This window comes from Burkholderia perseverans (assembly GCF_022870505.1).
Classification (GTDB): Bacteria; Pseudomonadota; Gammaproteobacteria; order Burkholderiales; family Burkholderiaceae; genus Burkholderia; species Burkholderia plantarii.
Genome location: NZ_CP045093.1, coordinates 1632153 through 1657773, shown reverse-complemented (window position 1 = coordinate 1657773; position 25621 = coordinate 1632153). Strand labels below are relative to the sequence as shown.

The window sequence follows — 25621 nt, the reverse complement described above, 5'->3', positions numbered from 1 at the left end:
ACGCGCGTGGCGGCCGGTGCCGCCGCGCTTCGGCCGAGCCATCGGCCTTCACAATCAGGAATCTCGACCATGCCGTTTGCCAACTTCAAGTTCCCCGAGGGGATTCTCGACGCCGCCACCAAGGAGGAGATCATCCATCGCACCACGGCGATGTTCGTCGACTACTTCGGCGAGGGCGTGCGGCCCTATTCGATGGTGCTCGTCGATGAAGTCGCCGACGGCGGCTGGGGCCGCGCCGACGAAACGCTGACGCTCGCCAAGATGGGCCGCGCGCCCGCCGGCGGCGCCTGACGCCGGACGGTTCGCGGCGGCCGGGCGCGGGCTCCCGGCCGTCATGCGCCGCCGCGAACCTTCACGAATCACTGCGAGCCACCGATGCCGGCCTCCTCCGCCACTTCCTGCGCCCAGCCCTATCGCGCGGCCCTCGGCGCCGCGCTGCTGCGCGTCTCGCTCGGCGCGATCCTGCTCACGCACGGCCTGCCGAAGCTGCTGCACACCGCGCACGGCGCGATGGCCGACCCGATGGCCAGCTCGATCCGGCTGATCCGCGACGGCGCCGGACTGCCGTTCGCGCCGCAGCTCGCCACGCTGGTGATGTTGATCGAGACGGCCGGCGCGCTGCTGCTGATGCTCGGGCTCGGCACGCGCGCGGTGGCGCTCGCGATCTGCGCGGAGATGATCGGCATCGCCCGCGTGCTCGGGCCGGCCTGGTCGTGGCTCGAACGCGGCATCGAATATCCGGTGCTGATGGGCTGCGTGGCGCTGTCGATCGCGCTGGCGGGCGCCGGCCCGTGGTCGCTCGATGCCTGGCGGCGGCGCCGCTGAACGGGCCGGTGGCGGCGTTCCCGCGGGTGGCGTCGGGACGAATTCTCGTCGTCCGTGAATTTTGAGATGATATAACGTATCATTTCGACATCCCGTGATGCGCCCGCCCCGTGCCGTCGGTCCGCCCGATGCCGCCGGCGCGCCACACGACGTCCCAACCCGCAAGCGCCCGCCACCCTCATGACGACTCCCGCCCTGCCCAGCGTCCCGCCGAAGCTGCCCGTCACCGTGCTGTCCGGTTTCCTCGGCGCCGGCAAGACCACGCTGCTGAACCACATCCTCAACAACCGCGACGGCCGCCGCGTCGCGGTGATCGTCAACGACATGTCGGAGGTCAACATCGACGCCGCGCTGGTGCGCAACGGCGGCGCCGAACTCTCGCGCACCGACGAGAAGCTCGTCGAGATGAGCAACGGCTGCATCTGCTGCACGCTGCGCGAGGACCTGCTGATCGAGGTGGAACGCCTCGCGCGCGACGGCCGCTTCGACCAGCTCGTGATCGAATCGACCGGCATCTCCGAGCCGCTGCCGGTGGCCGAGACCTTCACGTTCGAGGCCGAGGACGGCCGCAGCCTCGGCGACCTCGCGCGGCTCGACACCATGGTCACGGTGGTCGACGCGTTCAACTTCCTGCGCGACTACAGCTCGTCGGACCGGCTCGCCGCGCGCGGCGAATCGCTCGGCGACGAGGACCACCGCACCGTGGTCGATCTGCTGATCGAGCAGGTGGAGTTCTGCGACGTGATCGTGCTGAACAAGACCGACCTGATCGCGGCCGAGGAACGCGAGCGGCTGATCGCGATACTGACCAGTCTGAATCCCCGTGCGCGGATCGAGATCGCCGAGTTCGGCAAGGTGCCGCTCGCGCGCGTGCTCGACACCGGCCTGTTCGATTTCGACGAGGCCGCGCGCGCGCCGGGCTGGCTCAGGGAACTGCGCGGCGAGCACGTGCCCGAATCCGAGGAATACGGCATCCGCAGCTTCGTCTATCACGCGCGCCGGCCGTTTCATCCGCAGCGCTTCTTTGCGCTGGTCGAAAGCGAATGGCCCGGCGTGGTGCGCTCGAAGGGCTTCTTCTGGCTCGCGAGCCATCCGACGCTGGCCGGCAACTGGTCGCAGGCCGGCGCGTTCGCGCACCACGGCGTGGCCGGCCAGTGGTGGGCCGCGGTGCCGCCCGAGCGCTGGCCCGCCGATCCCGAAGCCGTCGCGCTGATCCGCGGGAAATGGGCCGACGGCGTGGGCGACGCGCGCCAGGAGCTGGTGCTGATCGGTGTCGACATGGACGATGCGGCGCTGCGCGCGCGGCTCGACGCGTGCCTGCTCGGCGATGCCGAAATGGAGGCCGGCCCGGCCGTCTGGACCACCTGGGCGAACCCGTTCCCGGACTGGCCGTGACCGGAGTCGCCGATCCGGTTGGTTCGAATCCCTAAGCAAATCGACGCGAACGGATTCGTCGGACCAGGCGGTTTCATCAGACCAGATCCTTCATACGCGGACCCGCCTCGTGATGCGGGTTTGTCTGCACGCGCGCGCCCTCAAGCCGCGCGTTTTCCGCGCCGATATCGTTAAGGAAGACACAACGTATCGAGGCGCAAAGCATGAAGCTGTCCACCAAACTGTCCGTGCTCGTGATCGCGGCACTCGTAGGGATCGTCCTGATGGCCGCCACCGGCCTCACCATCATGCACGATGCGTTCATCGACAGCCGGCGCGACGAAGTGGTGGTGCTGCTGAAGAAGGTCGAGCATCTCATCGACGGGATACGCGACCGGCAGGCTCGCGGCGAGCTGAGCGCCGCCGACGCGCAAAAGCTCGCGATATCTGCGATCACAGCGTTGAACGTCGACGACCACAGCTACTACTGGGTGAAGAACACGGAGAACCTCAACCTCGTTCACGTGAATCCGGCTTTCGTCGGCAAGCTGATGACCGAGAATCACACCACGAGCGGCATGACCGATACCGAGGCCTATGCGCAGGGGCTCGCGCAATCGCACTATGCGATCGTCGACCTGCTGATCAAGCGCGCGGCCGACAAGCCGCCGGTGCTGAAACTGCAGGGCGTGATGAAGGTGCCCGACTGGAACTGGCTGGTCGGCACCGGCTTCTTCTACGACGACATCGATCGCGTGTTCGACCGGCTCGCCTGGATCATGGCCGGCATCGGCTTCGTGATCGCGCTGGTGGTGTCTGCGATCGCAGTGACGATGGTGCGCAGCGTGCGGCGCACGCTCGGCGGCGAACCCGCGCATGCCACCGCGATCGCCACCGACATCGCGAACGGCAACCTGCACGTCACGTTCGACGCGTCGCGCGCCGCGCCCGGCAGCCTGGTCGCCGCGCTGGCCGGGATGCGCAACCGGCTCGCCGCGATGATCGCCGAGATCCAGTCGGCGAGCCAGGCGATCGCGCACGGCGCCGGCGAGATCGCGCAGGGCAATCTCGATCTCTCGCAGCGCACCGAGCAGCAGGCCGCCTCGCTGCAGGAGACCGCCGCGAGCATGGAACAGATCACCGGCACGGTGCGCCAGAACGCCGACAACGCGCGGCAGGCCAACGGCCTCGTCGACACCGCCAACGACGCGACCTCGCGCGGCGGCGCGGCGGTGCGCGAGGTGGTCGACACCATGTCGCTGATCGCGCAGCAGTCCGAGCGGATCGCCGACATCACCTCGGTGATCGAGGGCATCGCGTTCCAGACCAACATCCTGGCGCTGAACGCGGCCGTGGAGGCGGCGCGCGCCGGCGAGGACGGGCGCGGCTTCGCGGTGGTGGCCTCCGAGGTGCGCTCGCTCGCGCAGCGCAGCGCCTCGGCCGCCAAGGACATCAAGGAGCTGATCCAGGTGTCGGTGAACAAGGTCGGCGACGGCAACCGGCTCGTGCAGGTGGCCGGCGAACGGATGGCCGAGATCGACCGCTCGATCGGCCAGGTGTCGGACATCATCGGCGAGATCTCGGCCGCCTCGGCCGAGCAGGCCACCGGCATCGACCAGGTCGGGCGCGCCGTCACGCAGATGGACGAAGTCACGCAGCAGAACGCGGCGCTCGTCGAGCAGGCGGCGGCCGCGGCGACCTCGCTCGACGAGCAGGCAGGCCGGCTGCGCTCGGCGGTGGCCGTGTTCCGGCTCGCGTGAGCACGGCGATGCGCTGCCTCGTCCTCCGCCGCCGCCCTCAGCCGCGCTCGCGCGTCGTCCACCAGAAGCCGGACGCCGCCGCGCTGATCGCGGCGCCGAGCAGGCACACGCCCGTCCAGCCCGCGCGCGCGTAGGTGGCCGTGGTGGCGATCGCGCCCAGCCCGCTGCCGGCCGCGTAGAACAGCATGTAGGCGCCGATCAGCCGGCTCGGCGCATCGGGCCGCGCGCGGAAGATCAGGCTCTGGTTCGTCACGTGCAGCAACTGCGCGCCGACATCGAGCAGCACGATCCCCGCCAGCAGCGCGCCGAGCGACTGGTGCAGCAGCGCGAGCGGCGCCCAGGCGAGCGTCAGCAGGGCCAGCGCGAGCGCGCTGGTGCGGCCGGCGAAACCGCGGTCGGCCCAGTGCCCGGCCCGCGACGCCGCCAGCGCGCCCGCCGCGCCGGCCAGGCCGAACGCGCCGATCGCCGTATGCGAAAAGCCGAACGGCGGCGCCGACAGCGGCAGCACCAGCGCGCTCCAGAACACGTTCAGCGCCGCGAACATCAGCAGCGCGAGCAGGCCGCGCACGCGCAGCACGCGCTCCTCGCGCAGCAGCGCCAGCATCGACGCGAGCAGTTGAAGATAGCTGCGCTGCGCCACCGGGGCCGTGGCCGGCAGCCGCCGCGCGAGCGGCCAGGCGAGCGCCAGCATCACCAGCGCCGAAGCCGCGTACACGCCACGCCAGCCCACCAGATCGCCGAGCGCGCCCGACACCACGCGCGCCAGCAGCAGCCCGACGAACACCCCGCCCTGCGCCGCGCCCACCACGCGGCCGCGCTCGTCGGGCGCCGCCGCGCTGGCCGCGCAGGCGAGCAGCCCCTGCGTCATGGCCGTGCCGAGCAGGCCCACGCCGAGCATCGCCGCGAGCAGCAGCGGCACCGAGCGCGCGCCGGCCACCGCCGCGAGCGCGGCGACCAGCGCCACGCACTGCGCACCGATCAGGCGGCGCCGGTCGAGGCGGTCGCCAAGCGGCACCAGCAACAGCAGCGCCAGCGCGCAGCCGAGCTGGGTGGCCGTGACCAGCCCGCCGACGGCCGCGCGCGCGATGCCGAAATCGGCCGCGAACGCATCGAGCAGCGGCTGCGCATAGTAGACGTTGGCCACGCTCGCGCCGCTCGCGACCGCGAACAGCGCGACGAGCGCGCGCGGCATGCGGGCGTCATGCGCGGCGGCGGTTTCGCATGGCCGGGCGGCCGGGCACGATGCGGACACATCCATGGCGGGGCTCCATCTAGTTTCAAATGAAAACCAAACGGAGCGTAATCGAACAAGTTTTAATTTGCAACTGAATCTGGCGAAACCATCGAGCCGCCCGCGCGCGTCGCCGGACTCTCAAGCGCGCCCGAGCAGCGCCGGCAGGTTCCCGTCGAAGTAATGCACGCCCGCATGCGTGGTGCGGAACCACGGGCACGCATAGATCGCCCCGCCGAGGTCGCGCCATTTCCGGCAGAACGACAGATCCTCGGACAGCGCGCGGCCGCCCGGTTCGCGCAGGAATTCGAAGTGTTCGTGCAGATGCGTGGCGTGCGGCACGAGATGGCGGTACACCTCCGGCACCTCGACGCGCGTGTCGGGATAGGCCAGCGCGAGCCTCTCGAACACCGCGCGCTCCAGCATCATCAGGCCGGCGCCGCCGGCCGCCACCTCGACCGGCTGCTCGCCCTGCAGGGCACCGTCGCCGATCGCGTAGAGCGTGTGCCGATAGTCGGCCGCGGCCAGCGCCACCTGCTGCGCCGACAGCTCGGGCCGCCGGCGCGCCGTCTCCACCACCGCCTGCCAGTCGAGCTGCTTGGCCGGATAGGGACCGAGCGCGATCTCGGCTTGCAGCGCGTGCATCCGCAGCACGTCGCGCCCCTCGAAGCCGACGTCGGCATCCACGAACAGCAGGTGCGAGAGCGTGGATTCGTCGAGGAAGCGCCGGATCAGCACGTTGCGCTGCTGGTGCAGCAGCGCGGTGCCGCTCACGTAGAAGAATTCGAAGCCGAGCCCGGCCTCGAGGCAGGCGCGCTGCAGCGACAGCAGCCCGGCCACGTAGGGCAGATAACAGCTCGAACCATAGGCGGGGGTCGCGACGAAGATGCCAGGAGTCGGTTTCATGGTGGCCCGGGAGTGGATGGCTTGTTATCCGCCCACTTTCATTGAAAAGCCATGCAAGCGTCAATCGGGTGTCGGGCGGGAGTCACGACCGGCGCGGGCGCCGTCGCGCGCGGACGCCGCAAGGCCGTGGAAAGTCTGTTGATTCGTGCGAATTTCTGAAAAATTTCATCGGATCAAATCGCGATGGTGACCATACTGGCGCGCGACCGGAGAGAGCCGATCGCGCCTTGCCGCCGCGCCGCCTTTCCGCCGAGCCTCGGCGGCCCCGGGGCGGCCTCCGGTTTCACCACCGCCGAGCCAACCAGGACACCCCCCGTCATGACCACCTCCCTCGCCGACAGCCTCGCCATCGCCATCGTGCCCACCGCGCCGATCTATACCGACTACGGTAGCGGCGCCAGCCTCAACGTGGCCATCTACCGCCCGGTCTCGATTCCGGACGGCTGGTACTACCTGGGCGACCTCGCCGTGTCGCTGCCGAGCTCCGTGCCGTATACGTCGCCGGCCGTGGCGAACATCGCGCCCTACGCCGTGATCGTGCAGCCGCTCGACGGCAACGCGATCTGCCCCGTCAACACCGCTTCGGAGGCGCTGTGGACCGATCAGCATTCGGACGGCGCGCAGGACATCGAGATCTGGGCGCCGCAGCCGGCCAAGCAGGGCTACACCGCGCTCGGGCTGTTCGCCTGGGTCGACGAGGGCTACGACGGCAGCCCCGCCGGCAGCTTCTGGTGGAACAAGCTGGCGGCCATCAACAGCGCGTTCATCAAGCCGGGCGAGTTCGGCAGGATGATCTGGAGCGACCAGAACTCGGGCGCGAAAGGCAGCGGCCAGTGGGGGGACATCGCGCTCTGGAGCATCGCGACGAGCCAGCTCGGCCTGATTCCCACCAACACCTTCGTCGCGGCGTCCGACTACAGCTCGCCGCCAGTGGGACTGGTGCCGGCTCCCAGCATTTTGCCGACGCTCTGAGGCGCGAGTCCCGAAGCGGCATCCGGCCGGCATGCGCCATGCATGCCGGCCGTGCCGCACACTCGCGGTCGTGCCTGCCGCGATGCGGTCCGGGCCTGCACGATCGGGCCGCGCTCGCCGGTCATCGCCGGCGTGGCACCGCGATGAGCACCGCACGCTTGCCGCGGCACGGCCCCGACCTGCGCGAACGGACCGCCGCCGACGCGGCGCCGGCATGACCGCAAGCCCCCGCCCTCAGCGGTTCACGGCCGCCTCCGCGCCCGGATTCCCCGCCGCTGCCCCCTGCGCGCTCGCCACCGCGTTCGCCGCGTCCGGCGGCCAGCCGCCGGCCAGCGCCTTGTACAGCGCGACCACGGCCGCCGCGCCGCGCGTGCGGCCGTCGGCGGCCGCGTCCTGCGCGTCGAGCCGCGAGCGCTGCGCATCGAGCACCTCGAAATAGCCGATCGAGCCGGCCGTGAAGCGCGCCCGCGCGATCTGCTCGGCGCGCGCGCTGTCCGCCGCCGCGCGCCCGAGCGCGGCGGCCTCGTCGCGCGTGCGCGCGGCGCGCAGCAGCGCGTTCTCGGTATCCTCCAGCGCGCCGAGCACGGCCTGCTGATACTGCGCCAGTTGCTGCGCGGCCTGCGCGTCGCTCTGCGCGATGCGCGCGCGCACGCGGCCGATGTCGAGGAACGACCAGTCGATGCCGAGCATCGCGAGGTTCTGGTCGCTGCCCTCGCGGAACACGCCGTAGCTGTTGGTCAGGCTGCCGATGAAGCCCGAGAACGTGAAGCGCGGGAACAGGTCGGCGGTGGCCACGCCCACCCGCGCGGTGGCCGCGTGCAGGCGCGCCTCGGCCGCCGCCACGTCGGGGCGCCGGCGCAGCAGCCCGGCCGGCGTGCCGGGATCGATTCCGGCAGGCACCACCGGCAGCGGCGCGGGCGCGTCGAGCCGGGCAATCAGCGCATCGGGCGGCTGGCCGGTCAGCACGGCGAGGCGGTGCTCGTCCACGCCGATCGCCGCCTCGTACACGGCCACCCGCGACGAGGTGGTTTCGTACTGCGCGCGCTGGCGTGCCGCGTCGAACTCGGAGCCGCGCCCGGCCGCGAAGCGCGCATCGATCAGTTGCAGCGTGTCGCGCTGGTTCGCGGCGTTCTCGCGCGCAATGCGCAGCCGCTCCTGCTGGCCGCGCAAGTCGAGGTAGGCAGCGGCCACGTCGCCGGCGATCGCCACCCGCACCGCGCGCAGGTCGGCCGCGCTCGCGGCGGTCTCGGCGCGCTGCGATTCGACGCCGCGCCGCACGCGGCCGAACAGGTCCAGCTCCCAGCTCGCGTTGAGGTTCGCGCCCGAGCTCGGCGTGTCGCGCTCGCTGCGCGGCGCCCCGTATGCCTGGTCCCGGCTGATCAGCTGATGGCCGATCTGCGCGCTGGCGGTGACGGTCGGGAACAGGTCGAAGCGCGCGTTGCGCAGCAGCGCGTTGGCCTCGTCGTAGCGCGCGATCGACGCGCGCAGGTCCGGGTTCGACGCCAGCGCGGCGGCGACCAGCCCGCTCAGCACCGGATCGCCGAAGCCGCGCCAGAACGCGGCGTCGGGCGGATCGACGGCGGCCGGGGCAGCGATGGACGCGTCGGCCTCGGCCGTGGCCGGCGGCATCGGCTTGGCCCGCACCGGCGCGACCGCGGCACCGGAAGCGGTCGAAGCGACCGAAGCGCCGGACGCAGCGGAAGCGGCCGAGGCCCCCGCCACCGGCGCGACGTCGGGCGCCGCCGATTCGCGCCCCGCGTCGGCGCGCGCGAAGCGCGCCGGCAGCGCGGCCGTGGACGGCGGCCGGAAATCGGGGCCGACGGCGCAGGCGGCCGTCACGAGCGCCAGCGCGAGCGGCGCCAGGCGGAACAGCGGCGAAAGCGAGAGTTTTGCGTTCATTGCGCGACCTCCCGAGAGACGGCCGACGCGGCCACGCCGGTACCGCCGGGTTCATGCCAGGCGGCGGGCCGGCGGCTCGCCAGCGTGCGGATCGCGACGTAGAACACCGGCGTGAGGAACAGCCCGAACAGCGTCACGCCGAGCATCCCCGAAAACACCGTGACGCCGGTGGCCGCACGCACCTCGCTGCCGGCCCCCGAGCCGATCAGCAGCGGCACCGAGCCCGCGATGAACGCCACCGAGGTCATCACGATCGGCCGCAGCCGCAGCCGGCACGCCTCGAGCGCGGCGCCGACGATCGAGCGCCCCTGGATCTCCAGCTCGCGCGCGAACTCGACGATCAGGATCGCGTTCTTGCAGGCCAGGCCCATCAGCACCACCAGCCCGACCTGCACGAACACGTTGTTGTCGCCGCCCGAGAGCCACACGCCGAACAGCGCGGCGCACATGCAGACCGGCACGATCAGGATCACCGCGAGCGGCAGCGTCCAGCTCTCGTAGAGCGCGGCGAGCACGAGGAACACCAGCATCACGGCGAGCGGGAATACCACCACCGCCGCGTTGCTCTGCGTGACCTGCTGGTAGCTGAGGTCGGTCCATTCGAGCGTGATGCCGGGCGGCAGCGTTTCCTTGGCGATCGCCTGCAGCTTCGCGATCACCTGCGCCGACGACATCACGTTCGGATCGGCCTCGCCGATCAGGTCGGCGGCCGGATAGCCGTTGTAGCGGATCACCGGATCGGGGCCGAACGTCGGCGTGACGCTGACCATCGAGCCGACCGGCACCATCTCGCCGGCCGCGTTGCGCGTGCGCAGGTTCGCGATGTCCTCGGCGCTCTGGCGGAACGGCGTGTCGGCCTGCGCCATCACGCGGTAGACGCGCCCGAACAGGTTGAAGTCGTTCACGTAGGCCGAGCCCAGATACACCTGCAGCGTGTCGAACAGGTCGGTCAGCGCGACGCCCTGCGCCTTGGCCTTGACGCGATCGACGTTGATCTCCAGCTGCGGGATGTTGGCCTGATAGCTGCTGACCGGGTAATGCATGCCCGGCGTCTGCGCGACCTTCGCCTGGAACGCCGACAGCGCGTTCTGCAGCGCGCCGTAGCCGAGCCCCGCGCGATCCTCCAGATACAGCGAATAGCCCGAGCCGTTGCCGAGGCCCTGGATCGGCGGCGGCATCAGCGCGTAGACGAAGCCGTCCTTGATCGCCGCGAAGCGCCGGTTCAGCTCGGCGCTGATCTGCTCGGCACCGCGCTTGCGCTCGCCGAACGGCTTCAGGATCACGTAGGAGGCGGTCACGTTCGGCGTGGTGGTCTGCTGCAGCGCGTTCAGGCCGGCGAAGCCCTGCACCATCTCCACGCCCTCGGTCTCGTGCGCGATCTGCTGCATGCGCGCGGCCACCGCGCTGGTGCGGGCCAGCGAGGCGCCCTCGGGCAGCTTGGCGCCGGTGTAGAGGTAGAGCTTGTCCTGCAGCGGGATGAAGCCGCCCGGCACGGTGCGAAACAGCAGCGCGGTGGCGCCGAGCAGCACCACGTACACCACGAACACCGCGCCGCGCCGGCCCAGCGAGCGCGCCACCACGCCGTGATAGCGCGTCGAGCTGCGGTCGAAGAAGCGGTTGAACGGCCGGAACAGCCAGCCGAAGCCGCGCTCGATGGCGCGCGCGAGCGCATCCTTCGGCGCGCCGTGCGGCTTCAGCAGCCGGGCCGCGAGCGCCGGCGACAGCGTCAGCGAGTTGATCGCCGAGATCACCGTCGAGATCGCGATGGTCACCGCGAACTGCTTGTAGAACTGCCCGGTCACGCCCGACAGGAACGACATCGGCACGAACACCGCGCACAGCACCAGCGCGATCGCCACGATCGGCCCCGACACCTCCTTCATCGCCTGATGCGCGGCCTCGCGCGGCGAGAGGCCCTGCGCGATGTTGCGCTCGACGTTCTCCACCACCACGATCGCGTCGTCCACCACGATGCCGATCGCGAGCACCAGCCCGAACAGCGTCAGCGTGTTGATCGAGTAGCCGAGCAGGTAGAGCCACGCGAAGGTGCCGATCACCGAGACCGGCACGGCCACCAGCGGAATGATCGAGGCGCGCCAGGTCTGCAGGAACAGGATCACCACCAGCACCACCAGCACCACCGCCTCGATCAACGTGTGCTGCACGGCGCGGATCGAATCGCGCACGAACACGGTCGGATCCCACACGGGCCGATACGCCACGCCGGCGGGGAACCGCTTCGCCAGCTCGCCGAGCTTCGCGTAGACGGCGTCGGCCACCTGCAGCGAGTTCGCGCCCGGCGACAGGAAGATGCCGGTCACGGCCGACGAGGTGTCGTTGAAGAACGAGCGCAGCGTGTAGTTGTCGGCGCCGAGCTCGACGCGCGCGACGTCCGACAGCCGCACCACCTGCCCGTCGGCGCTGCTCTTCAGCACGATCGCGCCGAACTCCTGCGGGCTGCGCAGCCGGCCGCGCACGTTGATCGAGGTGAGGAAGTCGTTGTGCTTCGGCGCCGGCTCCGCGCCGAGCTGGCCGGCCGACACCTGCACGTTCTGCTCGCGCACGGCGGCCATCACGTCGGCCGCGGTGAGCCCGCGCGAGGCGAGCCGGTTCGGGTCGAGCCAGATCCGCATCGCGTAGTCGCCCGAGCCGTTCAGGCTCACGTCGCCGATGCCGGGAATCCGCGACAGCTCGTCCTTCACGTGCAGCGTCAGGTAATTGCGCAGATACAGCGAATCGCGGCTGCCGTCGGGCGAGTAGAGGCTCACGTACATCAGCGGCGTGGGCGACTGCTTCTGGGTGGTCACGCCGTACTGGCGCACCTCGTCGGGCAGCCGCGTGAGCGCCTGGCTCACGCGGTTCTGCACGCGCACGGCGGCGGTGTCGGGGTCCACGTTCGGCTGGAACGTGACGACCACCTGCAGGCTGCCGTCGGAGGCCGCCACCGACTTCATGTACATGATGCCTTCCACGCCGTTGATCGCTTCCTCGAGCGGCTCGGCCACCGATTCGGCGATCTCCTTCGGGTTCGCGCCCGGGTAGTTGGCATGCACCACCACGCTCGGCGGCACCACTTCCGGATACTCGCCCGAGGGCAGCAGCGGGATCGCGATCAACCCGACCGCGAAGAGGATGATCGACAGCACGACCGCGAAGATCGGCCGGTCGATGAAGAATTTGGAAAAGTCCATGGCGGCGCGCTCCTCACTGCACCGTGGCGGGCGACGCGGCGTCGGTACCGGCCGTGGTCAGCGCCGGCGCGGGCACCGCCTTCGGCTTGACCGGCGCGCCCGGGTAGTAGATGCGCTGGGTGCCGTCCACCACCACCTGGTCGCCGGCGGCGAGCCCCTTCTCCACCACGCGTTCGGCACCGATGCGCCGGCCGATCGTCACGTCGCGGCGCAGCGCCTTGTCGCCGGCGCCGAGCACGTACACGTACTTGCGGTCCTGGTCGGTCAGGATCGCCTTGTCGTCCACCAGCAGCGCCGCATGGTCCTCGCCGCTGGTGAGTTGCACGCGCGCGTAGAGACCCGGCGTGAACAGCCGGCTCGGGTTGGCGAGGCGCACGCGCGCGCGGATCGTGCCGGTGGCCGGATCGAGCCGGTTGTCGAGGAAATCGACCGTGCCCGCGTGCGGGAAGCCGGTCTCGTTGGCCAGCTCGACGCGCACCGGGTTCGCGTCGAGCGCGCGGCCGGCCGGGTTGGTGCGCTGCGCCAGGTAGCGCAGGTAGCTCTGCTCGTCGCAATCGAAGTAGACGTAGACGGGATCCTGCGAGACCACCGTGGTCAGCAGCGAATCGTCGGCGCGCGCCAGATTGCCCACCGTCAGCCGCGCGCGGCTCGCGCGGCCGGCGATCGGCGCGCGCACTTGCGTGTAGCCGAGGTTCAGCTTCGCGTCGTCCACGGCGGCCTCGGCCGCGTGCTGGTCGGCGCGCGCCTGCAGGTCGGTGGCCTGCGCCGTGTCGAGTTCCTCCTGCGAGACCGCGTGGGTGGCGATCAGCGTGCGGGCGCGCGCGAGCTGCGTCTGCGCGAGCCGGGCCGCCGCGCGCGCATGTTCGAGCTGCGCGTCGGCGCGCTCCAGGGCGATGCGGTACGGGCGCGGATCGATCACGAACAGCACGGCGCCCTGCGCGACGGTGTCGCCTTCCCGGTAGGCGATCCGCTCCAGGTAGCCGCTCACGCGCGCGCGCAGCTCGGCCGAATCGACGGCCTCCACGCGGCCGTTGAAGGTATCGACGAGCGGCACGGCCCGAGGCGCGAGCCGCGTCACGCCGACTTCCGGCGGCGGCGGCGCGGCATCGCGCTTGTCACCGTGACAGCCGGCCAGCGCGAGCAGCGCGGCCAGCGCCACGACGCCGGCGGCGGCGCGCGGGATGGCCTGGACGGGATGGGAAGGCGGCGTGGAGCGGTTCGGGGCCGGACCGTCGAAGGGCGTGGTGTCGTGCCGTATTTCTTGTTTCGTACCGGAAGCCGTATGCATGTTTTGGTATCCAATCGTGTTGACTCGCCCGTCGCGCTGCGGCGGCGTCGGGGGACGCGTCTCCTGCGCCCGCCCGGCCGCCGCCGGCGACGTGGCCCGTCGAGGCCGCGAGCCGCCGCGCGTGGCCACCGGAAGCCGGCGCCCACGGCCGCGCTCGCGCCGGATCGACGGGCGCGGAGCCCGCCGGTCGCCCGGCGGGTCGCGGGCGTCCGGCGAGCCGGCCCGCAGGGTTCGGAATGGCCTGGGTCGATCTCCGGCCGCGTCGGCCGGCATTCGAAGGGTTGGTTGTCGTTGTGTCGTCAGTCGTTGGTTCGCGGATTGTCTGCGCGCGCCGGGTTCGCGGCGGTCGGCGAGCCGATGCCGGCCCGCCGCGAATCGCTCGTCCCGGTCGCGCGCGCCGCGTCAGCCGGGGATCACCGCGGTGGCCTCGATCTGCACCCTGGCGCCCTCCACCATCAGCGCGGCCACCTGGAACGCGCTCATCGGCGGGAAATGCCCGATCAGCTCGCGGTACGCGCGACCCACCTCCTTCGCGTCGGTGAAGTAAGCCTCGCGGTCCGACACGTACCAGGTCAAGCGCACCAGATGCTCGGGCTTCGCGCCGGCCTCGGCCAGCACCGCCACGATGTTCTTCAGCGCCTGGATCGCCTGGTCCGCGTAACGCTCGCCGACCAGCTTCTCCTGCGCGTCCCAGCCGAGCTGGCCCGAGGTAAACACCAGCCGCCCGCTGGCAGCCACGCCGTTGGCGTAGCCGCGCGGGCGCGCCCACTCGGGCGGTTGCAGGATCTGGATCATGACGCCACCTCCTCGGCCACCGGCAGGTAGCGTTGCAGCGCGTCGCGGATGTCGTCGGGGAACGGCATCGAGGCCACCTTGTCGAGCGAGATCATCACGAACACCTGCTCGCTGCGCAGGCGCACCTCGTCGCCGACGCGGCCCGTGAAGGTGGCCGTGAGCGAACGCTCGCCGAGCCGCGTCACCTCGATGCGCAGCGTCAGCACCTCGCCCTGGCGCGAGGCCCGGACGAACTCGGTCTGCAGCTTGACGATCGGGATGCCGAGGCGCCGCTCGATCAGGCCCGCGAAGTCCACCTTCAGCCCTTCGTTGAAGAAGTCCTCGAGCGCCCAGTTGGTCAGCACCAGGTACTGCGGGAAATAGACGATGCCGGCCGGGTCGCAGTGGGAAAAGCGAATCGGATAGTCTTTTTCGAAGCTTGCCGCGCTCATTGTGGAGTCCTTGCGTGGGGCGGGTCAGGCGACGGCGGCCGCGCTCGCGGCATGCTGCTCGACGACGCGCAGGTAGTTGGCCAGCATGCTGAAGCCGTGCTCGGTCAGCACCGATTCGGGGTGGAACTGCAGGCCGTAGATCGGCAGCTCGCGGTGCTGCATCGCCATGATCTCGCCGGCCGTGCCGTCCTCGTGCGCGATGCGCGCGGTCACCACCAGCTCGGGCGGCAGGTCGTCCACCACCAGCGAGTGGTAGCGGCCGACCTTGAACTGCGCGGGCAGGCCGGCGAACAGCTCGGAGCCGTCGTGGCGCATCGGCGAGGACTTGCCATGGAACACCTCGGCGCGGCGCACCGTGCCGCCGAACGCGGCGGCGATGCACTGGTGGCCGAGGCAGATGCCGAGCAGCGGCAGGCGCCCGGCGAAGTGGCGCAGCGCGGCGATCGAGACGCCGGCCTCGGCGGGCGAGCACGGCCCGGGCGAGACGATCACCGATTGCGGCGCGAGCGCCTCGATCTCCTCGATCGTGATCTGGTCGTTGCGCCTCACCTCGATCTGCGCGCCGAGCGTGCAGAGATACTGGACCACGTTGTAGGTGAACGAATCGTAGTTGTCGATCATCAGATGCATGCCGTTGCCTCCTGTTGCGCCGCGCCGGGGCGCGCCGTTTCCGTTTCGCTCTGGCGTTCCGCCAGCTCGGCCGCCAGCAGCATCATGCGGCTCTTGTCCATGGTTTCCTGCCACTCGCGCTCGGCCACCGAGTCCTTCACCACGCCGGCGCCCGACTGCACGTGCAGCAGGCCGCCCTGCAGCACGCCGGTGCGGATCGTGATGGCCAGCTCGGCCTGGCCGCGCCAGTCGAGATAGCCGACCGCGCCGCCGTAGATGCCGCGCGAATGCGGTTCGAGCTCGGCGATCACCTCCAGCGCGCGCACCTTCGAGGCGCCGCTCAGCGTGCCGGCCGGGAACGTGCTGCGCAGCACGTCGAGCCCGTTGACCTGCCCTGGCAGCTTGCCGGTGACGGTCGAGACGATGTGCATCACGTGCGAGAAGTATTCGACCGTCAGCAGCTCGTCCACCTGCACGCCGCCGGCCACGGCCAGGCGGCCCACGTCGTTGCGCGCGAGATCGACCAGCATCATGTGCTCGGCGATCTCCTTCGGATCGGCGAGCAGTTCCTCCTTCAGGCGCGCGTCCTCGGCGTCGTCCTGCGTGCGGCGGCGCGTGCCGGCCATCGGCCGGCTCGTGACGATGTCGCCGCGCTGCTGCACCAGCATCTCGGGCGAGGCGCCGACGATCGCGCATTCGCCGAGGTTCACCAGGTAGCGGTACGGCGTCTGCGCGAGGTCGCCGAGCGCGCGGTAGAGCGCCGTGGCATCGCAGGCGAGCGGGCGGCTCATGCGCTGCGCGAGCACCACCTGCATCACGTCGCCGGCGGCGATGTAGTCCTTGATGCGATCGACGGCGCCTTCGTAGGCCTCGCGCGCGAAGCCGAACGACAGCCGGCTCGCGTCCACGATGAGGCCTTGGGTGGTGCCGGGCTCGCGCTCGGGCGTCGCGTCGAGCGCCTGCACCTGCGCGACGATCGCCTCCAGCCGCGCCGTGCCGCGTGCGTGGCTGCCGGCCTCGCGCGGATCCTCGTGGACGATGCAGAACAGCTGGCGGCGGCGATGGTCGATCACCACCAGCTCGCGGCTCACCAGCTTCACCACGTCGGGCACCTGCAGGCCCGAGGGCTTGCGCGCCACGCGGCGCAGGCGCGGCTCGATCAGGCGCGTGGTCTCGAAGCCGAAATAGCCGAACAGGCCGCCCGAGAACGGCGGCAGGCCGTCGAAATGCGGCACGCGGAAGCCCTCCTGCAGGCGGCGCAGCGCGGCGAGCGGATCGTCGGTGCGCTGCTCGCTCTCCACGCGGCCGTGGCGCAGATGGCGGATCGCGTCCTCGTCCAGCTCGATGCGCTCGCTGCACGGCAGGCCGATGGTCGAGTAGTGGCGCGTGAACGCCGCGTTCTCCCACTCGCCGGTCTCGAACAGATAGTCGTCGCGCCGGTTCGCGAGCGCGCGATAGAGGTCCAGCGGATCGCGTCGCTCGGGCAGCGGCAGCACCTTCCAGAGCGGGACGAGGTTGAACCCCGCCTCGCCGTACCGCGTAAACTCATCCTGGCTCAACATGTTGGTTTCTCCACTAGATTGATGCCCGTCCCGTCCTGCAGCGCGCGGCTGGCCAGCTGGGCGAGCGCGCGGCGGTTGGGCTTGCCGTTCGGCGTGAGCGGCAGCTGGTCGACCGGCAGCAGCCGGACCGGCCGCTTGTAGCTTTCGAGCCCGCGCAGCACGGCGAGCACGGCCTGCACCGCGTTCTCGTCGTGGGTTCCGAGCAGGCACAGTACCGGGCGGTCCTCGCCGTTCGGCTCGCGGCCCGGCACCACGAAGCAGTCGCCCAGTTGCGGCGCCTGCGCCACCAGCCGCGCCTCGATCTCGGCCGGCACCACCCAGCGCCCGAACACCTTGAAGCGGTCGTCCTCGCGGCCATGGAAATAGAGGAAGCCGTCCGCGTCGCGGCTGAACAGGTCGCCGGTGCGGTACCAGCCGGCGTCGAAGCGCGCCGCGTCGTCCTGCGGGCGCCGCCAGTAGCCGGGCGAGACGGCCGGCGACTTCACGACCAGCACGCCGGTCTCGCCGGGTCGGGCGTCGTGCCCGGCCTCGTCGACGATGCGTGCCTCGCAGCCCGCCAGCAGCCGGCCGAGGCTGCCCGCGCGCAATGAATCGGGGTAGCTGGTCGCGAACACGTGACAGAGTTCGGTCGCGCCGATGCCATCGTGCAGGTCGAAGCCGAAGCGCTCGCGCCAGCGCGCGCCGGTGTTGCCGGCCAGCGGCGCGCCGGCCGAGAACGCCAGCCGCAGCGGCGAATCGTTCGGGCCGAAGCCGTTGTCGAGCAGCATCCGGTACAGGGTCGGCACCGCGAACAGCACCGTGGGCCGGAACCGGCGCAGGTTCGCCTCGACCTGCTCGGCGCTCGGCCAGGCCGCGTCGAGCACGGCGCTCGCGCCGAGATGGAGCGGGAAGAACAGGCTGTTGCCCATGCCGAAGCCGAAGAACGACTTCGGCACCGAATAGAGCACGTCGTCGCCGGTCAGGCGCAGCTGCCCCGTCACGGCGGCGCAGCAGGCCAGCACCGAGGCGGCGCTGTGCGTCACGCCCTTCGAGAGCCCGGTGGTGCCCGACGTGTACTGGATCAGCGCCGGCGCATGGCGCGGACGCGGGACGGCCGCATCCCACTCGTCGGCCGCCGCATCGGCAAGCGACTCGTCGGGCTGCTCGTCGAAGCCGTCGCCGGCCAGCGCCGCGGCGGCCGGCTCGCGCGCCGCCCCGACGCGCCGCGCGAGCAGCGTGCGGTACCAGCCCGCTTCGAGCAGGAACGCCTGCGGGCGCGTGGCGAGGCCGTCGATCGCGGCGCGGATCGTGTCGCCCTGCACCGTCTTGCCGTACACCATCAGCGGCTCGGCATCGCCGAGGATGTGACGCAGCGGCGCCGTATCGAGCTTCGAGCTCACCACCACCGGCAGCGCGCCGACCGCGAGCGAGGCGAAGAAGATCACGGCCAGGTCCGGGCCGTCGTCGAGCGCGATCACGATGCGCTCGCCGGGCGCGACTTCCTGCATCGTCATCCAGGCGGCCTGGCGCCGGACCGCGCGATCGAGTTCGGCATAGCCGAGCGTGAAGTCGGGGCCGACGTAGGCCGGCTTGTCGAGGTGGCGCTTGTTGAACAGCAGCTCGGCGGCCAGATTGACGTCGCTCATGCGCTGCGCTCCAGGTCGTAGCGATCGGCTTCCGCCTCGATCGCTTCGGCGGTCTCGGCGGCCTCGCTCGTCGCGGCACCGGCCTCGACGCGCTCGCCGTGGCCGCGCGGCATGGCGTGCGCGGCCAGCAGCCCGGCCAGATGCGCGGCCAGCGTCAGCGCCTGGTCCGCGTTCAGGCGCGGATCGCAGCTGCTGAGGTAGGCGCGGTCGAGATCGGCCTCGCCCAGCACGCTGGCGCCGCCGATGCACTCGGTCACGTCCAGCCCGGTCAGCTCCAGATGCACGCCCGACGGATGGGTGCCGGCCGCGCGATGCGCCGCGAAGAAGCCGTCGAGCTCGGCGACGATGTCGGCGTAGTGGCGCGTCTTGATGCCGGTGCCGGTCTGCGTGCCGTTGCCGTGCATCGGGTCCGACATCCAGCCCACCTCGCGGCCCTCGCGGCGCACCGTCTCCAGCAGCCCGGCGAGCCGGTCGATCTTGCCGGCGCCCATGCGCGGGATCAGCGTCAGGCGCCCCGCCTCGTTGAGCGGGTTCAGCACGTCGATCAGGCGCAGCAGGTCGTCGTGGCCGATGCCGGGGCCGAGCTTCAGGCCGATCGGGTTGCGCACGCCGCGCAGGAACTCCACATGCGCGCCGTCGAGCTGGCGCGTGCGTTCGCCGATCCAGAGGAAGTGGCCCGAGCAGCAGTACCAGTTGCCGAGCTCGTCGCGCGCCACCATGCTCTGCTCGTAGGGCAGCAGCAGCGCTTCATGGCTGGAGAAATAGGCGCCGCCGGTGCCGAGCAGGCCCGCGTCGTTCAGGCCGCGCAGGTAGTTGAGGCTGCCGGCGGCGCGGAAATAGGCGGTTTCCATGCGGGCCGGGTCGTGGTCGCGCGCCTCGGCGTCGAACGCGACGTCGTTGATGATGTCGCCGCGGTAGCTCGGCAGCGACCGGCCGTTCTGCTGCTCTTCCGGCTTGCTGCGCGGCTTCGCGTACTGGCCGGCGATCCGGCCGATGCGCACGACGGGCAGCCCCGATGCGTCGCGGATCGTCTGCGCCATCCGTTCGAGCAGGCGGTAGTGGCGCTGGATCACGTCCTGCCGGAAATCGGCAAACGTTTCCGCGCAATCGCCGCCTTGCAGCACGAAGCCGCGACCGTGCGCGACGTTGGCCAGCCAGGAGCGCAGGCGGCGGATCTCGCCGATCGCGACGAGCGGCGGGTAGCTGCTGAGGCGCGAGAGCGTAGCCCCGAGCGCTGCGCCGTTCACGTAATGAGGCAACTGCTGTTGCGGCATCGACTGCCAAGTCGTCGGATGCCACGGTTCGCGTAAAGTTGACATCTCAGTCTCGTTCTTAAACCTGTTCCGCTGATCACTGGGCGGCCCTTCGCGAGGAACGGCCGGCCGCTGACTCGTCCGCTGTCCGGCTCAGGCCGGGGCGCCGTCCTCTTGCGTGGCAGTCTCGTAGTGCCGGCATGCCTGCCAGACCGCGTCGAACATCTCGACACGGCGCGCGATCAGCTCGCGGCCCACGCGCACCGCGAACTCGAAGCGCTCCGGCTCGTTGTTGGTGAGATCGCGCATGATGGCCAGCATGGTCAGCGCGTGGTCCTCGTCTTCCTCGATGTGCAGGCGGAAGAACTCGGTGGCTTCCTCGGTGTGGCCGGACTGTTGCAGCGCGAGCAGCACCGGCTGGTAGATCACCGGCACGATCGCCTCGGCGCCGAGGCACATCGCGGCGAGACCCGCCAGTGGATCGCTCGACTTGCAGTGGGCCATCATGGTGTTGCGCAGCTGCAGCGTGGCCGGCAGCGGGTCGTGCTCGGCCGGCACCACGCCCACCACGCGCAGCGTGCGCTGGAACATCTCGGCGTGGGTCATCAGGCCGTCGCCGTCCACGCCCATTTCCTCCTGCAGGTTGTCGAGCAGCGCGAGGATGCTCTCGCTGTCGTCGAGCTGGCCGATCAGCGCGCAGAGGTAGCGCGTGAAGTGGCGCGAGTAGTGGCTGTGCTGGGCCAGGAACGTCTTCAGCGTGTCGGGGCTCGCCTCGCCGTTCGCCAGCGCGAGCAGCAGCGGGTGCTCCACCAGTCGCTGCAGATCCTGCTCCTGCAGCCAGCCTGCCCAGATCTCGCTGACGAGACCGTGGGGCTTTTGCTGCGCGGATTTGCTGCGATCGACTTCCATCAAAATTTCCATACGTGCCTCTGTTGAAGAAATGAACACTGCACTGTTGCCGGCGCGACGCCGCGCGATTGCACGCGAGGCCGCGCCCAATGAAAATCCGGCCGCCGCCTCAGGCCGGACTGAATCTCACCTCGCCGCTGCGCAGCCGCAGCAGCGCGACGCCCGTGCCGGCGCACAGCAGCGGGAACAGAAACATGCCCGGCCAGCCGTAATGGCGCGCGACGATGCCGCCCAGCCATGAGCCGAGCGCGGCGCCGGTGAAGAAGACGGTCATGAACAGGCTGCTCAGGCGCGAGGCCGCGCCGGGATCGAGCCCGAGCACGCGGCCCTGCGAGATCACGTGGACCGAGCGGATGCAGAGGTCGCAGCCGATGAAGAAGACGACGATCATCAGCACGTGCGTGCCGATCGCGAAGCCGGCCAGCGAGACGGCGGCGAGCACGGCGCCGAACAGTGCGATCACGCCGGTCCAGTGCAGGTGCCGCTGCAGCCGGCGCGCGAGCTGCGGCGCACGCAGCGCGACGATCGAGGTGCAGGCCAGCAGCCCGGTCTGCCCCGCGCTCCAGTTCAGCGTGGCGTGCGCGAGCGAGATCACGTTGGCCCAGATGCCGTTGGAGGCGGCGAAGAAGCAGGCGGCCACCAGCGCGAGCCGGCGCAGCTCGGGGTAGCCGCGCCACAGCCCGAGCTGGCGGCGCAGCATCTGGCCGTAGCGCGGCGGCGTGCTCATCGACACCGGGCCGAGCACGCGCGCGAGACCCACCGCCCACAGCAACGTGAGGCCGCCGGCCAGCAGATAGACGTGGCGCCAGCCGATGTGCTCGGCGCCCCAGCCCGACAGCACGCGCGCGCAGAGCAGGCCGCCGAACAGCGCGGACATCATGCCGCCCACCACGCGGTTGCGCTGCTCGGGCGCGAACGCCTTCGCGCAGTAGGCGATCAGCAGCTGGCCGCCGATCGACAGCAGGCCGGCCAGCAGGCACAGCACGGTCAGCACGTCGAGCGAGGGCGCCGCCGATTCGGCCACCACCACCAGGCCGAGCGCGCCGACCACGCCGGGCACGAGGCGCCGCGGCGCGACCAGGTCACCGAGCGGCAGGCCGAGCACGAGGCCGAGGCCGTAGCCGAGCTGGGTGGCCACCGACAGCCGCGACAGCGAGCCGGCCGGCACCTGGAAGCCGGCGGCGATCGCCTCCGTCATCGATTGCTGGTAGACCACGGCGGCCACCGAGAAGCCGGTGGCGAGGCAGAACAGCCACTGCTCGGTCCGCGACAGGGTTTTGCTGGGTTCCATGCGTGTCCATGAAATTGGATGCGGGTCCGGGAAGCGCGCCAGCGCGGCACGCGGGAATGCGGGCGGCAGCACGGCCCGCCCGGTCGAACTCGGTCGAAAACTCAGTCGAACTCGAGCACGAGGTTCGGCGTACTCGGGCGGGCGCGGCAGCCGAGCACGTAGCCTTGGGCCAGCTCGTCGTCATCGAGCGCGTATTGCGCGTCCATTTCCACGGCGCCCTCGATCACGCGGCAGCGGCAGGTCGCGCACACGCCGCCCTTGCACGAGTAGCGCAGGTCGATACCGGCGGCGAGCGCCTCGTCGAGGATGGTGGCGGCCGTGCCGGTCCACGCCACCTGGCGCGTGGCGCCGTCCACGATCAGCGTCATGCGCCGGCCGGCATCGGGCGAGCCGGCCGGCCGATGTGCGACGGCGACCGGCGCGCCGGCGGGCTGGAAGTACTCGCGCTTGATGCGCGGCTTCGCGACGCCGCTGTCCTCCAGCGCGCGGCAGACGTCGTCCATCATCCCGGTCGGGCCGCAGACGAACGCGTGGTCGATCGAGGCGGCCGGCAGCCAGCTGCGCAGCAGGCCCCGCACGCGCTCGTGCGTGAGGCGGCCGTTGCACAGCTCGACTTCCTGCGCCTCGCCGCTGAACACGTAGATCAGCGACAGCCGCGACGCATGGCGATCCTTCAGGTCCGCCAGTTCCTCTCGGAACATCGTCGAGCCGACGTTGCGGTTGCCGTAGACGAGCGTGAAGCGGCTGGCCGGCTCCTCCTGCAGCGTGGTCTTGAGGATCGACAGCATCGGCGTGATGCCGCTGCCGCTCGCGAAGCCCGCGTAATGGCGTGCGCGGCCGGCCGCGAGCGGCACGTAGAAATTGCCCGACGGCGGCATCACCTCGATCTGCTGGCCGGCGCGCAGGTTGGCCTGCGCCCAGCCCGAGAACACCCCGCCCTCCACCTTCTTGATGGCCACCCGCAGCGGCGCGCCCACCGCGTTGCAGAGCGAATAGGCGCGGCGCACGTCCTGGCCGCCGATCGTCGCGCGCAGCGTCAGGTGCTGGCCCTGGCGGTGCGAGAAGCGCGCGGCCAGCGTGTCCGGCACGTCGAACTCCAGCACCGTGGCATCGCGTGTCTCGGGATACACGGCCGCGATCGTCAGCGGAAAGAACTGCGACATGAATGGCTCCTTTTTGCCTTGCCCGTCAGAGGCACTTGAAGTGCTCGAACGGATTCAAACAGTCGTCACAGACATGCATCGACTTGCAGAGCGTGCCGCCGAACTCGCTCGTCATGCGCGTCGCGCACGAACCGCAGTGCGGGCACGGCGGCGCGGGCGGCACGAAGCGCAGCGGCTGCCAGCTCTCGCCCACCGGCAGCGGCGGCGCGATGCCGGCCGCGGCGAGCTTGGCCTTGCCGGCCGGGCTGATCCACTCGGTGGTCCAGGGCGGCGCGAGGCGGTTCTCGATCGTCACGCGATCGATGCCGTGATCGTTGAGCGCGCAACGGATCGCCTCCTCGATCGGCAGCTTCGCCGGGCAGCCGCTGTAGGTGGGCGTCACCACCACGCGCAGCGCGCCGGCCACCCAGCCCACCTCGCGCACGATGCCGAGATCGACCACCGAGATGAACGGCATCTCCGGGTCCGGCACGCGCGCGATCCATTCCCAGATGCGCTCGATGTCGGGGCGCACCTCGCCTTCGTGGAGCGCGCTCACCATTGCGCACCCGGATGCGCGCGCTGCAGGTACTGCATCTCCATCAGCAGCCAGACCAGATGCTCGGAGTGCTCGCCGCGCTTGCCCGACTGCCTGCGCAGCGCGCCCGTGGGCAGCGCGATGCCGGCCTCGTCGAACACGTCCTTCAGGTAGGACTGCCACTTGATCCGCAGATCCGAGAGATTGCAGCCGATGCCGCGCTCCAGCATCGCGCGATCCAGCTCGTCCATCTCGAACAGCTCGCCGGTGTATTCCCAGCAGCCGTCGAGCGCGCGCAGCAGCTTCGCGCGGCTCAGTTCGGTGCCGCCCGCCAGGCGCACGATCCAGTGGCTGCTGCGCCGCAGGTGGTAGGCGTTCTCCTTGGCCGACTTCGCCGCGATCGCCGCGATCTGCGCGTCCTGCGAATGGGCCAGCGCAGCCAGCACCAGCGCGTACCAGCTGTCGAACAGGAACAGCCGCATCTGCAGGTCGGCGAAGTCCTGGTTCGGCTGCTCCACCAGCAGCACGTTGCGGAACTCGTGCGCCTCGCGCAGGAACGCCAGCGCGTCCTCGCCGCGCGCCACCGGGTGCAGGCTGCCGGCGTAGTCGAGCCAGAGCCGCGCCTGGCCCAGGTAGTCGAGCGCGACGTTGGACAGCGCGAGGTCTTCCTCCAGCGTCGGGCCGTGGCCGCACCAGGCGCACAGGCGCTGCGACAGGATCAGGCAGTTGTCGCCGAGGCGCAGCACGTAGTCGGCCAGCCCCATGTCGAATCCGTTGTGGGTCTTCACAGGTTCTGCACTCCTTCCGGTACCTGAAAGAACGTGGCGTGGCGGTACGCCTTGTCCTGGGACGAAGCGAACCACGCGGCCTTGTCGCCCGGATCGCTCGTCACGAGATGCTCGGAGGCCACCAGCCACAGGCTCACGCCCTCGCCACGGCGCGTGTAGACGTCACGCGCGTGCTGCAGCGCCATTGCGGCGTCGGTGGCCTGCACGCTGCCCACATGGCGATGCGCCACGCCGTTCTGGCTGCGCGCGAACACTTCCCAGAGTTTCCAGTCAGCCATGAGCGGCCTCCGTGATGTCCTGGCGAGCCGCGTAGGCGGCGGCCGCCTCGCGCACCCAGGCGCCGTCGTCCCAGGCCTTGTTGCGCGCCTCGATGCGGGCGCGGTTGCAGAGCCCGCCGCCGTTGATCACGCGCTCGAACTCGTCCCAGTCGATCGGTCCGGTCTCGTAGTGGCCGGTGTCGGCGTTGAAGCGCAGCTGCTCGTCGGGCACCTCCAGGCCGAGGTAATGCACCTGCGGCACGGTCTGGTCGATGAATTTCTGGCGCAGCACGTCGTTGGAATAGAGCTTGATGCCCCACTTCATCGAGCGCGCCGAGTGCGGTGAATCCGCATCGGGCGGTCCGAACACCATCAGCGTCGGCCACCACCAGCGGTTCAGCGCGTCCTGCGCCATCTGGCGCTGCGCCGGCGTGCCTTGCGCGAGCTTCATCACCAGGTCGAAGCCCTGCCGGTGGTGAAAGCTCTCCTCCTGGCAGATCCGCACCATCGCGCGCGCATACGGCCCGTAGGAGCAGCGCGACAGCGGCACCTGGTTGACGATCGCGGCGCCGTCGGTCAGCCAGCCGATCATGCCGACGTCGGCCCAGGTCAGCGCCGGGTAGTTGAAGATGTTCAGGTACTTCGCGCGGCCGTCGAGCAGCTGCTGGTAGGCCTCCGCGCGCGAGATGCCGAGCGTCTCCATCGCGCTGTAGAGGTACTGCGCGTGGCCCGCCTCGTCCTGCACCTTGGCGAGCAGGATGCACTTGCGGTGCAGCGTGGGCGCGCGCGAGATCCAGCCGCCCTCGGGCAGCATGCCGACGTATTCCGAGTGCGCGTGCTGCGCCATCTGGCGCATCAGCGTGCGGCGGTAGGCGGCCGGCATGCCGTCCTGCGGCTCGATCTTGCGGCCGTCGTCGATGCGCTGCTGGAACGCGGCTTCGTCGACCGGTTCGGTGTCGAGGATGTCCATCCCGC

At 70.7% G+C, this 25621-nt stretch carries 23 protein-coding genes; 5 read left to right on the top strand and 18 right to left on the bottom strand.

Annotated features, from left to right (window positions below; translation table 11 throughout):
- The first annotated feature begins 69 nt into the window (after positions 1–69).
- From BpN12_RS06870 to BpN12_RS06855, 4 genes are all read left to right on the top strand, one after another.
- Positions 70–291: a tautomerase family protein gene (locus BpN12_RS06870; protein WP_246794528.1), complete on the top strand. Its 222-nt coding sequence runs from the start codon at positions 70–72 to the stop codon at positions 289–291.
- Between the two features lie 84 nt (positions 292–375).
- Complete coding sequence (locus BpN12_RS06865) at positions 376–825, top strand: DoxX family protein (RefSeq protein WP_246794527.1); 450 nt, start codon at positions 376–378, stop codon at positions 823–825.
- A 180-nt stretch (positions 826–1005) separates the two neighbouring features.
- The gene (gene zigA, locus BpN12_RS06860; protein ID WP_246794526.1) at positions 1006–2220 is read left to right on the top strand and encodes a zinc metallochaperone GTPase ZigA; all 1215 of its coding nucleotides are present in this window, start codon (positions 1006–1008) and stop codon (positions 2218–2220) included.
- A 203-nt stretch (positions 2221–2423) separates the two neighbouring features.
- Entirely contained in the window at positions 2424–3959 is a 1536-nt protein-coding gene (locus tag BpN12_RS06855; RefSeq protein ID WP_246794525.1) for a methyl-accepting chemotaxis protein, read from the top strand.
- Between the two features lie 37 nt (positions 3960–3996).
- Here the strand turns inward: BpN12_RS06855 and BpN12_RS06850 are convergent, their stop codons facing one another.
- Positions 3997–5217: an MFS transporter gene (locus tag BpN12_RS06850; protein WP_425306295.1), complete on the bottom strand. Its 1221-nt coding sequence runs from the start codon at positions 5215–5217 to the stop codon at positions 3997–3999.
- Positions 5218–5331: 114 nt separating this feature from the next.
- Positions 5332–6096 (bottom strand): hypothetical protein, encoded by a 765-nt coding sequence (locus BpN12_RS06845; RefSeq protein WP_246794524.1) that lies wholly within the window; start codon positions 6094–6096, stop codon positions 5332–5334.
- A gap of 318 nt (positions 6097–6414) precedes the next feature.
- Between BpN12_RS06845 and BpN12_RS06840 the strand changes: the two genes are divergently transcribed.
- The gene (locus tag BpN12_RS06840) at positions 6415–7068 is read left to right on the top strand and encodes a hypothetical protein (protein ID WP_246794523.1); all 654 of its coding nucleotides are present in this window, start codon (positions 6415–6417) and stop codon (positions 7066–7068) included.
- Positions 7069–7302: 234 nt separating this feature from the next.
- Here the strand turns inward: BpN12_RS06840 and BpN12_RS06835 are convergent, their stop codons facing one another.
- From BpN12_RS06835 to paaA, 16 genes are all read right to left on the bottom strand, one after another.
- A complete protein-coding gene (locus tag BpN12_RS06835) occupies positions 7303–8967 on the bottom strand; it encodes an efflux transporter outer membrane subunit (RefSeq protein ID WP_246794522.1) in 1665 nt (554 codons plus the stop codon).
- A complete protein-coding gene (locus tag BpN12_RS06830) occupies positions 8964–12158 on the bottom strand; it encodes an efflux RND transporter permease subunit (protein ID WP_246794521.1) in 3195 nt (1064 codons plus the stop codon). Before BpN12_RS06830 ends, BpN12_RS06835 begins: the two co-directional genes overlap by 4 nt.
- 13 nt (positions 12159–12171) lie before the next feature.
- On the bottom strand, positions 12172–13446 hold the full coding sequence (locus tag BpN12_RS06825) for an efflux RND transporter periplasmic adaptor subunit (RefSeq protein WP_246794520.1): 1275 nt from the start codon (positions 13444–13446) through the stop codon (positions 12172–12174).
- Between the two features lie 402 nt (positions 13447–13848).
- A complete protein-coding gene (locus BpN12_RS06820) occupies positions 13849–14241 on the bottom strand; it encodes a RidA family protein (protein ID WP_246794519.1) in 393 nt (130 codons plus the stop codon).
- On the bottom strand, positions 14238–14672 hold the full coding sequence (locus BpN12_RS06815; RefSeq protein WP_246794518.1) for an acyl-CoA thioesterase: 435 nt from the start codon (positions 14670–14672) through the stop codon (positions 14238–14240). Before BpN12_RS06815 ends, BpN12_RS06820 begins: the two co-directional genes overlap by 4 nt.
- A 24-nt stretch (positions 14673–14696) precedes the next feature.
- Positions 14697–15302: an anthranilate synthase component II gene (locus BpN12_RS06810; RefSeq protein WP_042627931.1), complete on the bottom strand. Its 606-nt coding sequence runs from the start codon at positions 15300–15302 to the stop codon at positions 14697–14699.
- Positions 15293–16843 (bottom strand): anthranilate synthase component I family protein, encoded by a 1551-nt coding sequence (locus BpN12_RS06805; RefSeq protein ID WP_246794517.1) that lies wholly within the window; start codon positions 16841–16843, stop codon positions 15293–15295. The genes BpN12_RS06810 and BpN12_RS06805 overlap by 10 nt, the downstream gene beginning before the upstream one ends.
- Positions 16837–18468 (bottom strand): AMP-binding protein, encoded by a 1632-nt coding sequence (locus tag BpN12_RS06800; protein WP_246794516.1) that lies wholly within the window; start codon positions 18466–18468, stop codon positions 16837–16839. The genes BpN12_RS06805 and BpN12_RS06800 overlap by 7 nt, the downstream gene beginning before the upstream one ends.
- Entirely contained in the window at positions 18465–19787 is a 1323-nt protein-coding gene (locus BpN12_RS06795; RefSeq protein ID WP_246794515.1) for a 3-deoxy-7-phosphoheptulonate synthase, read from the bottom strand. Before BpN12_RS06795 ends, BpN12_RS06800 begins: the two co-directional genes overlap by 4 nt.
- Before the next feature lie 87 nt (positions 19788–19874).
- Positions 19875–20630 carry an iron-containing redox enzyme family protein gene (locus tag BpN12_RS06790; RefSeq protein ID WP_246794514.1) on the bottom strand — a complete coding sequence of 252 codons (756 nt, stop codon included), beginning with the start codon at positions 20628–20630 and terminating at the stop codon, positions 19875–19877.
- Between the two features lie 109 nt (positions 20631–20739).
- Positions 20740–21921: an MFS transporter gene (locus BpN12_RS06785; RefSeq protein ID WP_246794513.1), complete on the bottom strand. Its 1182-nt coding sequence runs from the start codon at positions 21919–21921 to the stop codon at positions 20740–20742.
- A gap of 101 nt (positions 21922–22022) precedes the next feature.
- Complete coding sequence (locus BpN12_RS06780) at positions 22023–23084, bottom strand: 2Fe-2S iron-sulfur cluster-binding protein (protein ID WP_246794512.1); 1062 nt, start codon at positions 23082–23084, stop codon at positions 22023–22025.
- A gap of 25 nt (positions 23085–23109) precedes the next feature.
- The gene (gene paaD / locus BpN12_RS06775) at positions 23110–23625 is read right to left on the bottom strand and encodes a 1,2-phenylacetyl-CoA epoxidase subunit PaaD (RefSeq protein WP_246794511.1); all 516 of its coding nucleotides are present in this window, start codon (positions 23623–23625) and stop codon (positions 23110–23112) included.
- On the bottom strand, positions 23619–24365 hold the full coding sequence (gene paaC / locus BpN12_RS06770; protein WP_246794645.1) for a 1,2-phenylacetyl-CoA epoxidase subunit PaaC: 747 nt from the start codon (positions 24363–24365) through the stop codon (positions 23619–23621). Before paaC ends, paaD begins: the two co-directional genes overlap by 7 nt.
- 20 nt (positions 24366–24385) lie before the next feature.
- Positions 24386–24667 carry a 1,2-phenylacetyl-CoA epoxidase subunit PaaB gene (gene paaB / locus BpN12_RS06765; RefSeq protein WP_198253595.1) on the bottom strand — a complete coding sequence of 94 codons (282 nt, stop codon included), beginning with the start codon at positions 24665–24667 and terminating at the stop codon, positions 24386–24388.
- On the bottom strand, positions 24660–25616 hold the full coding sequence (paaA, locus tag BpN12_RS06760) for a 1,2-phenylacetyl-CoA epoxidase subunit PaaA (protein WP_246794510.1): 957 nt from the start codon (positions 25614–25616) through the stop codon (positions 24660–24662). Before paaA ends, paaB begins: the two co-directional genes overlap by 8 nt.
- Between the last annotated feature and the right edge of the window lie 5 nt (positions 25617–25621).

Bases quoted from the DNA above. Each gene is read 5' to 3' on its own strand.
- BpN12_RS06870 (WP_246794528.1), top strand. From the start codon at position 70: ATGCCGTTTGCCAACTTCAAGTTCCCCGAGGGGATTCTCGACGCCGCC.
- BpN12_RS06865 (WP_246794527.1), top strand. From the start codon at position 376: ATGCCGGCCTCCTCCGCCACTTCCTGCGCCCAGCCCTATCGCGCGGCC.
- zigA (WP_246794526.1), top strand. From the start codon at position 1,006: ATGACGACTCCCGCCCTGCCCAGCGTCCCGCCGAAGCTGCCCGTCACC.
- BpN12_RS06855 (WP_246794525.1), top strand. From the start codon at position 2,424: ATGAAGCTGTCCACCAAACTGTCCGTGCTCGTGATCGCGGCACTCGTA.
- BpN12_RS06850 (WP_425306295.1), bottom strand. From the start codon at position 5,217: ATGGATGTGTCCGCATCGTGCCCGGCCGCCCGGCCATGCGAAACCGCC.
- BpN12_RS06845 (WP_246794524.1), bottom strand. From the start codon at position 6,096: ATGAAACCGACTCCTGGCATCTTCGTCGCGACCCCCGCCTATGGTTCG.
- BpN12_RS06840 (WP_246794523.1), top strand. From the start codon at position 6,415: ATGACCACCTCCCTCGCCGACAGCCTCGCCATCGCCATCGTGCCCACC.
- BpN12_RS06835 (WP_246794522.1), bottom strand. From the start codon at position 8,967: ATGAACGCAAAACTCTCGCTTTCGCCGCTGTTCCGCCTGGCGCCGCTC.
- BpN12_RS06830 (WP_246794521.1), bottom strand. From the start codon at position 12,158: ATGGACTTTTCCAAATTCTTCATCGACCGGCCGATCTTCGCGGTCGTG.
- BpN12_RS06825 (WP_246794520.1), bottom strand. From the start codon at position 13,446: ATGCATACGGCTTCCGGTACGAAACAAGAAATACGGCACGACACCACG.
- BpN12_RS06820 (WP_246794519.1), bottom strand. From the start codon at position 14,241: ATGATCCAGATCCTGCAACCGCCCGAGTGGGCGCGCCCGCGCGGCTAC.
- BpN12_RS06815 (WP_246794518.1), bottom strand. From the start codon at position 14,672: ATGAGCGCGGCAAGCTTCGAAAAAGACTATCCGATTCGCTTTTCCCAC.
- BpN12_RS06810 (WP_042627931.1), bottom strand. From the start codon at position 15,302: ATGCATCTGATGATCGACAACTACGATTCGTTCACCTACAACGTGGTC.
- BpN12_RS06805 (WP_246794517.1), bottom strand. From the start codon at position 16,843: ATGTTGAGCCAGGATGAGTTTACGCGGTACGGCGAGGCGGGGTTCAAC.
- BpN12_RS06800 (WP_246794516.1), bottom strand. From the start codon at position 18,468: ATGAGCGACGTCAATCTGGCCGCCGAGCTGCTGTTCAACAAGCGCCAC.
- BpN12_RS06795 (WP_246794515.1), bottom strand. From the start codon at position 19,787: ATGTCAACTTTACGCGAACCGTGGCATCCGACGACTTGGCAGTCGATG.
- BpN12_RS06790 (WP_246794514.1), bottom strand. From the start codon at position 20,630: ATGGAAGTCGATCGCAGCAAATCCGCGCAGCAAAAGCCCCACGGTCTC.
- BpN12_RS06785 (WP_246794513.1), bottom strand. From the start codon at position 21,921: ATGGAACCCAGCAAAACCCTGTCGCGGACCGAGCAGTGGCTGTTCTGC.
- BpN12_RS06780 (WP_246794512.1), bottom strand. From the start codon at position 23,084: ATGTCGCAGTTCTTTCCGCTGACGATCGCGGCCGTGTATCCCGAGACA.
- paaD (WP_246794511.1), bottom strand. From the start codon at position 23,625: ATGGTGAGCGCGCTCCACGAAGGCGAGGTGCGCCCCGACATCGAGCGC.
- paaC (WP_246794645.1), bottom strand. From the start codon at position 24,365: ATGGGGCTGGCCGACTACGTGCTGCGCCTCGGCGACAACTGCCTGATC.
- paaB (WP_198253595.1), bottom strand. From the start codon at position 24,667: ATGGCTGACTGGAAACTCTGGGAAGTGTTCGCGCGCAGCCAGAACGGC.
- paaA (WP_246794510.1), bottom strand. From the start codon at position 25,616: ATGGACATCCTCGACACCGAACCGGTCGACGAAGCCGCGTTCCAGCAG.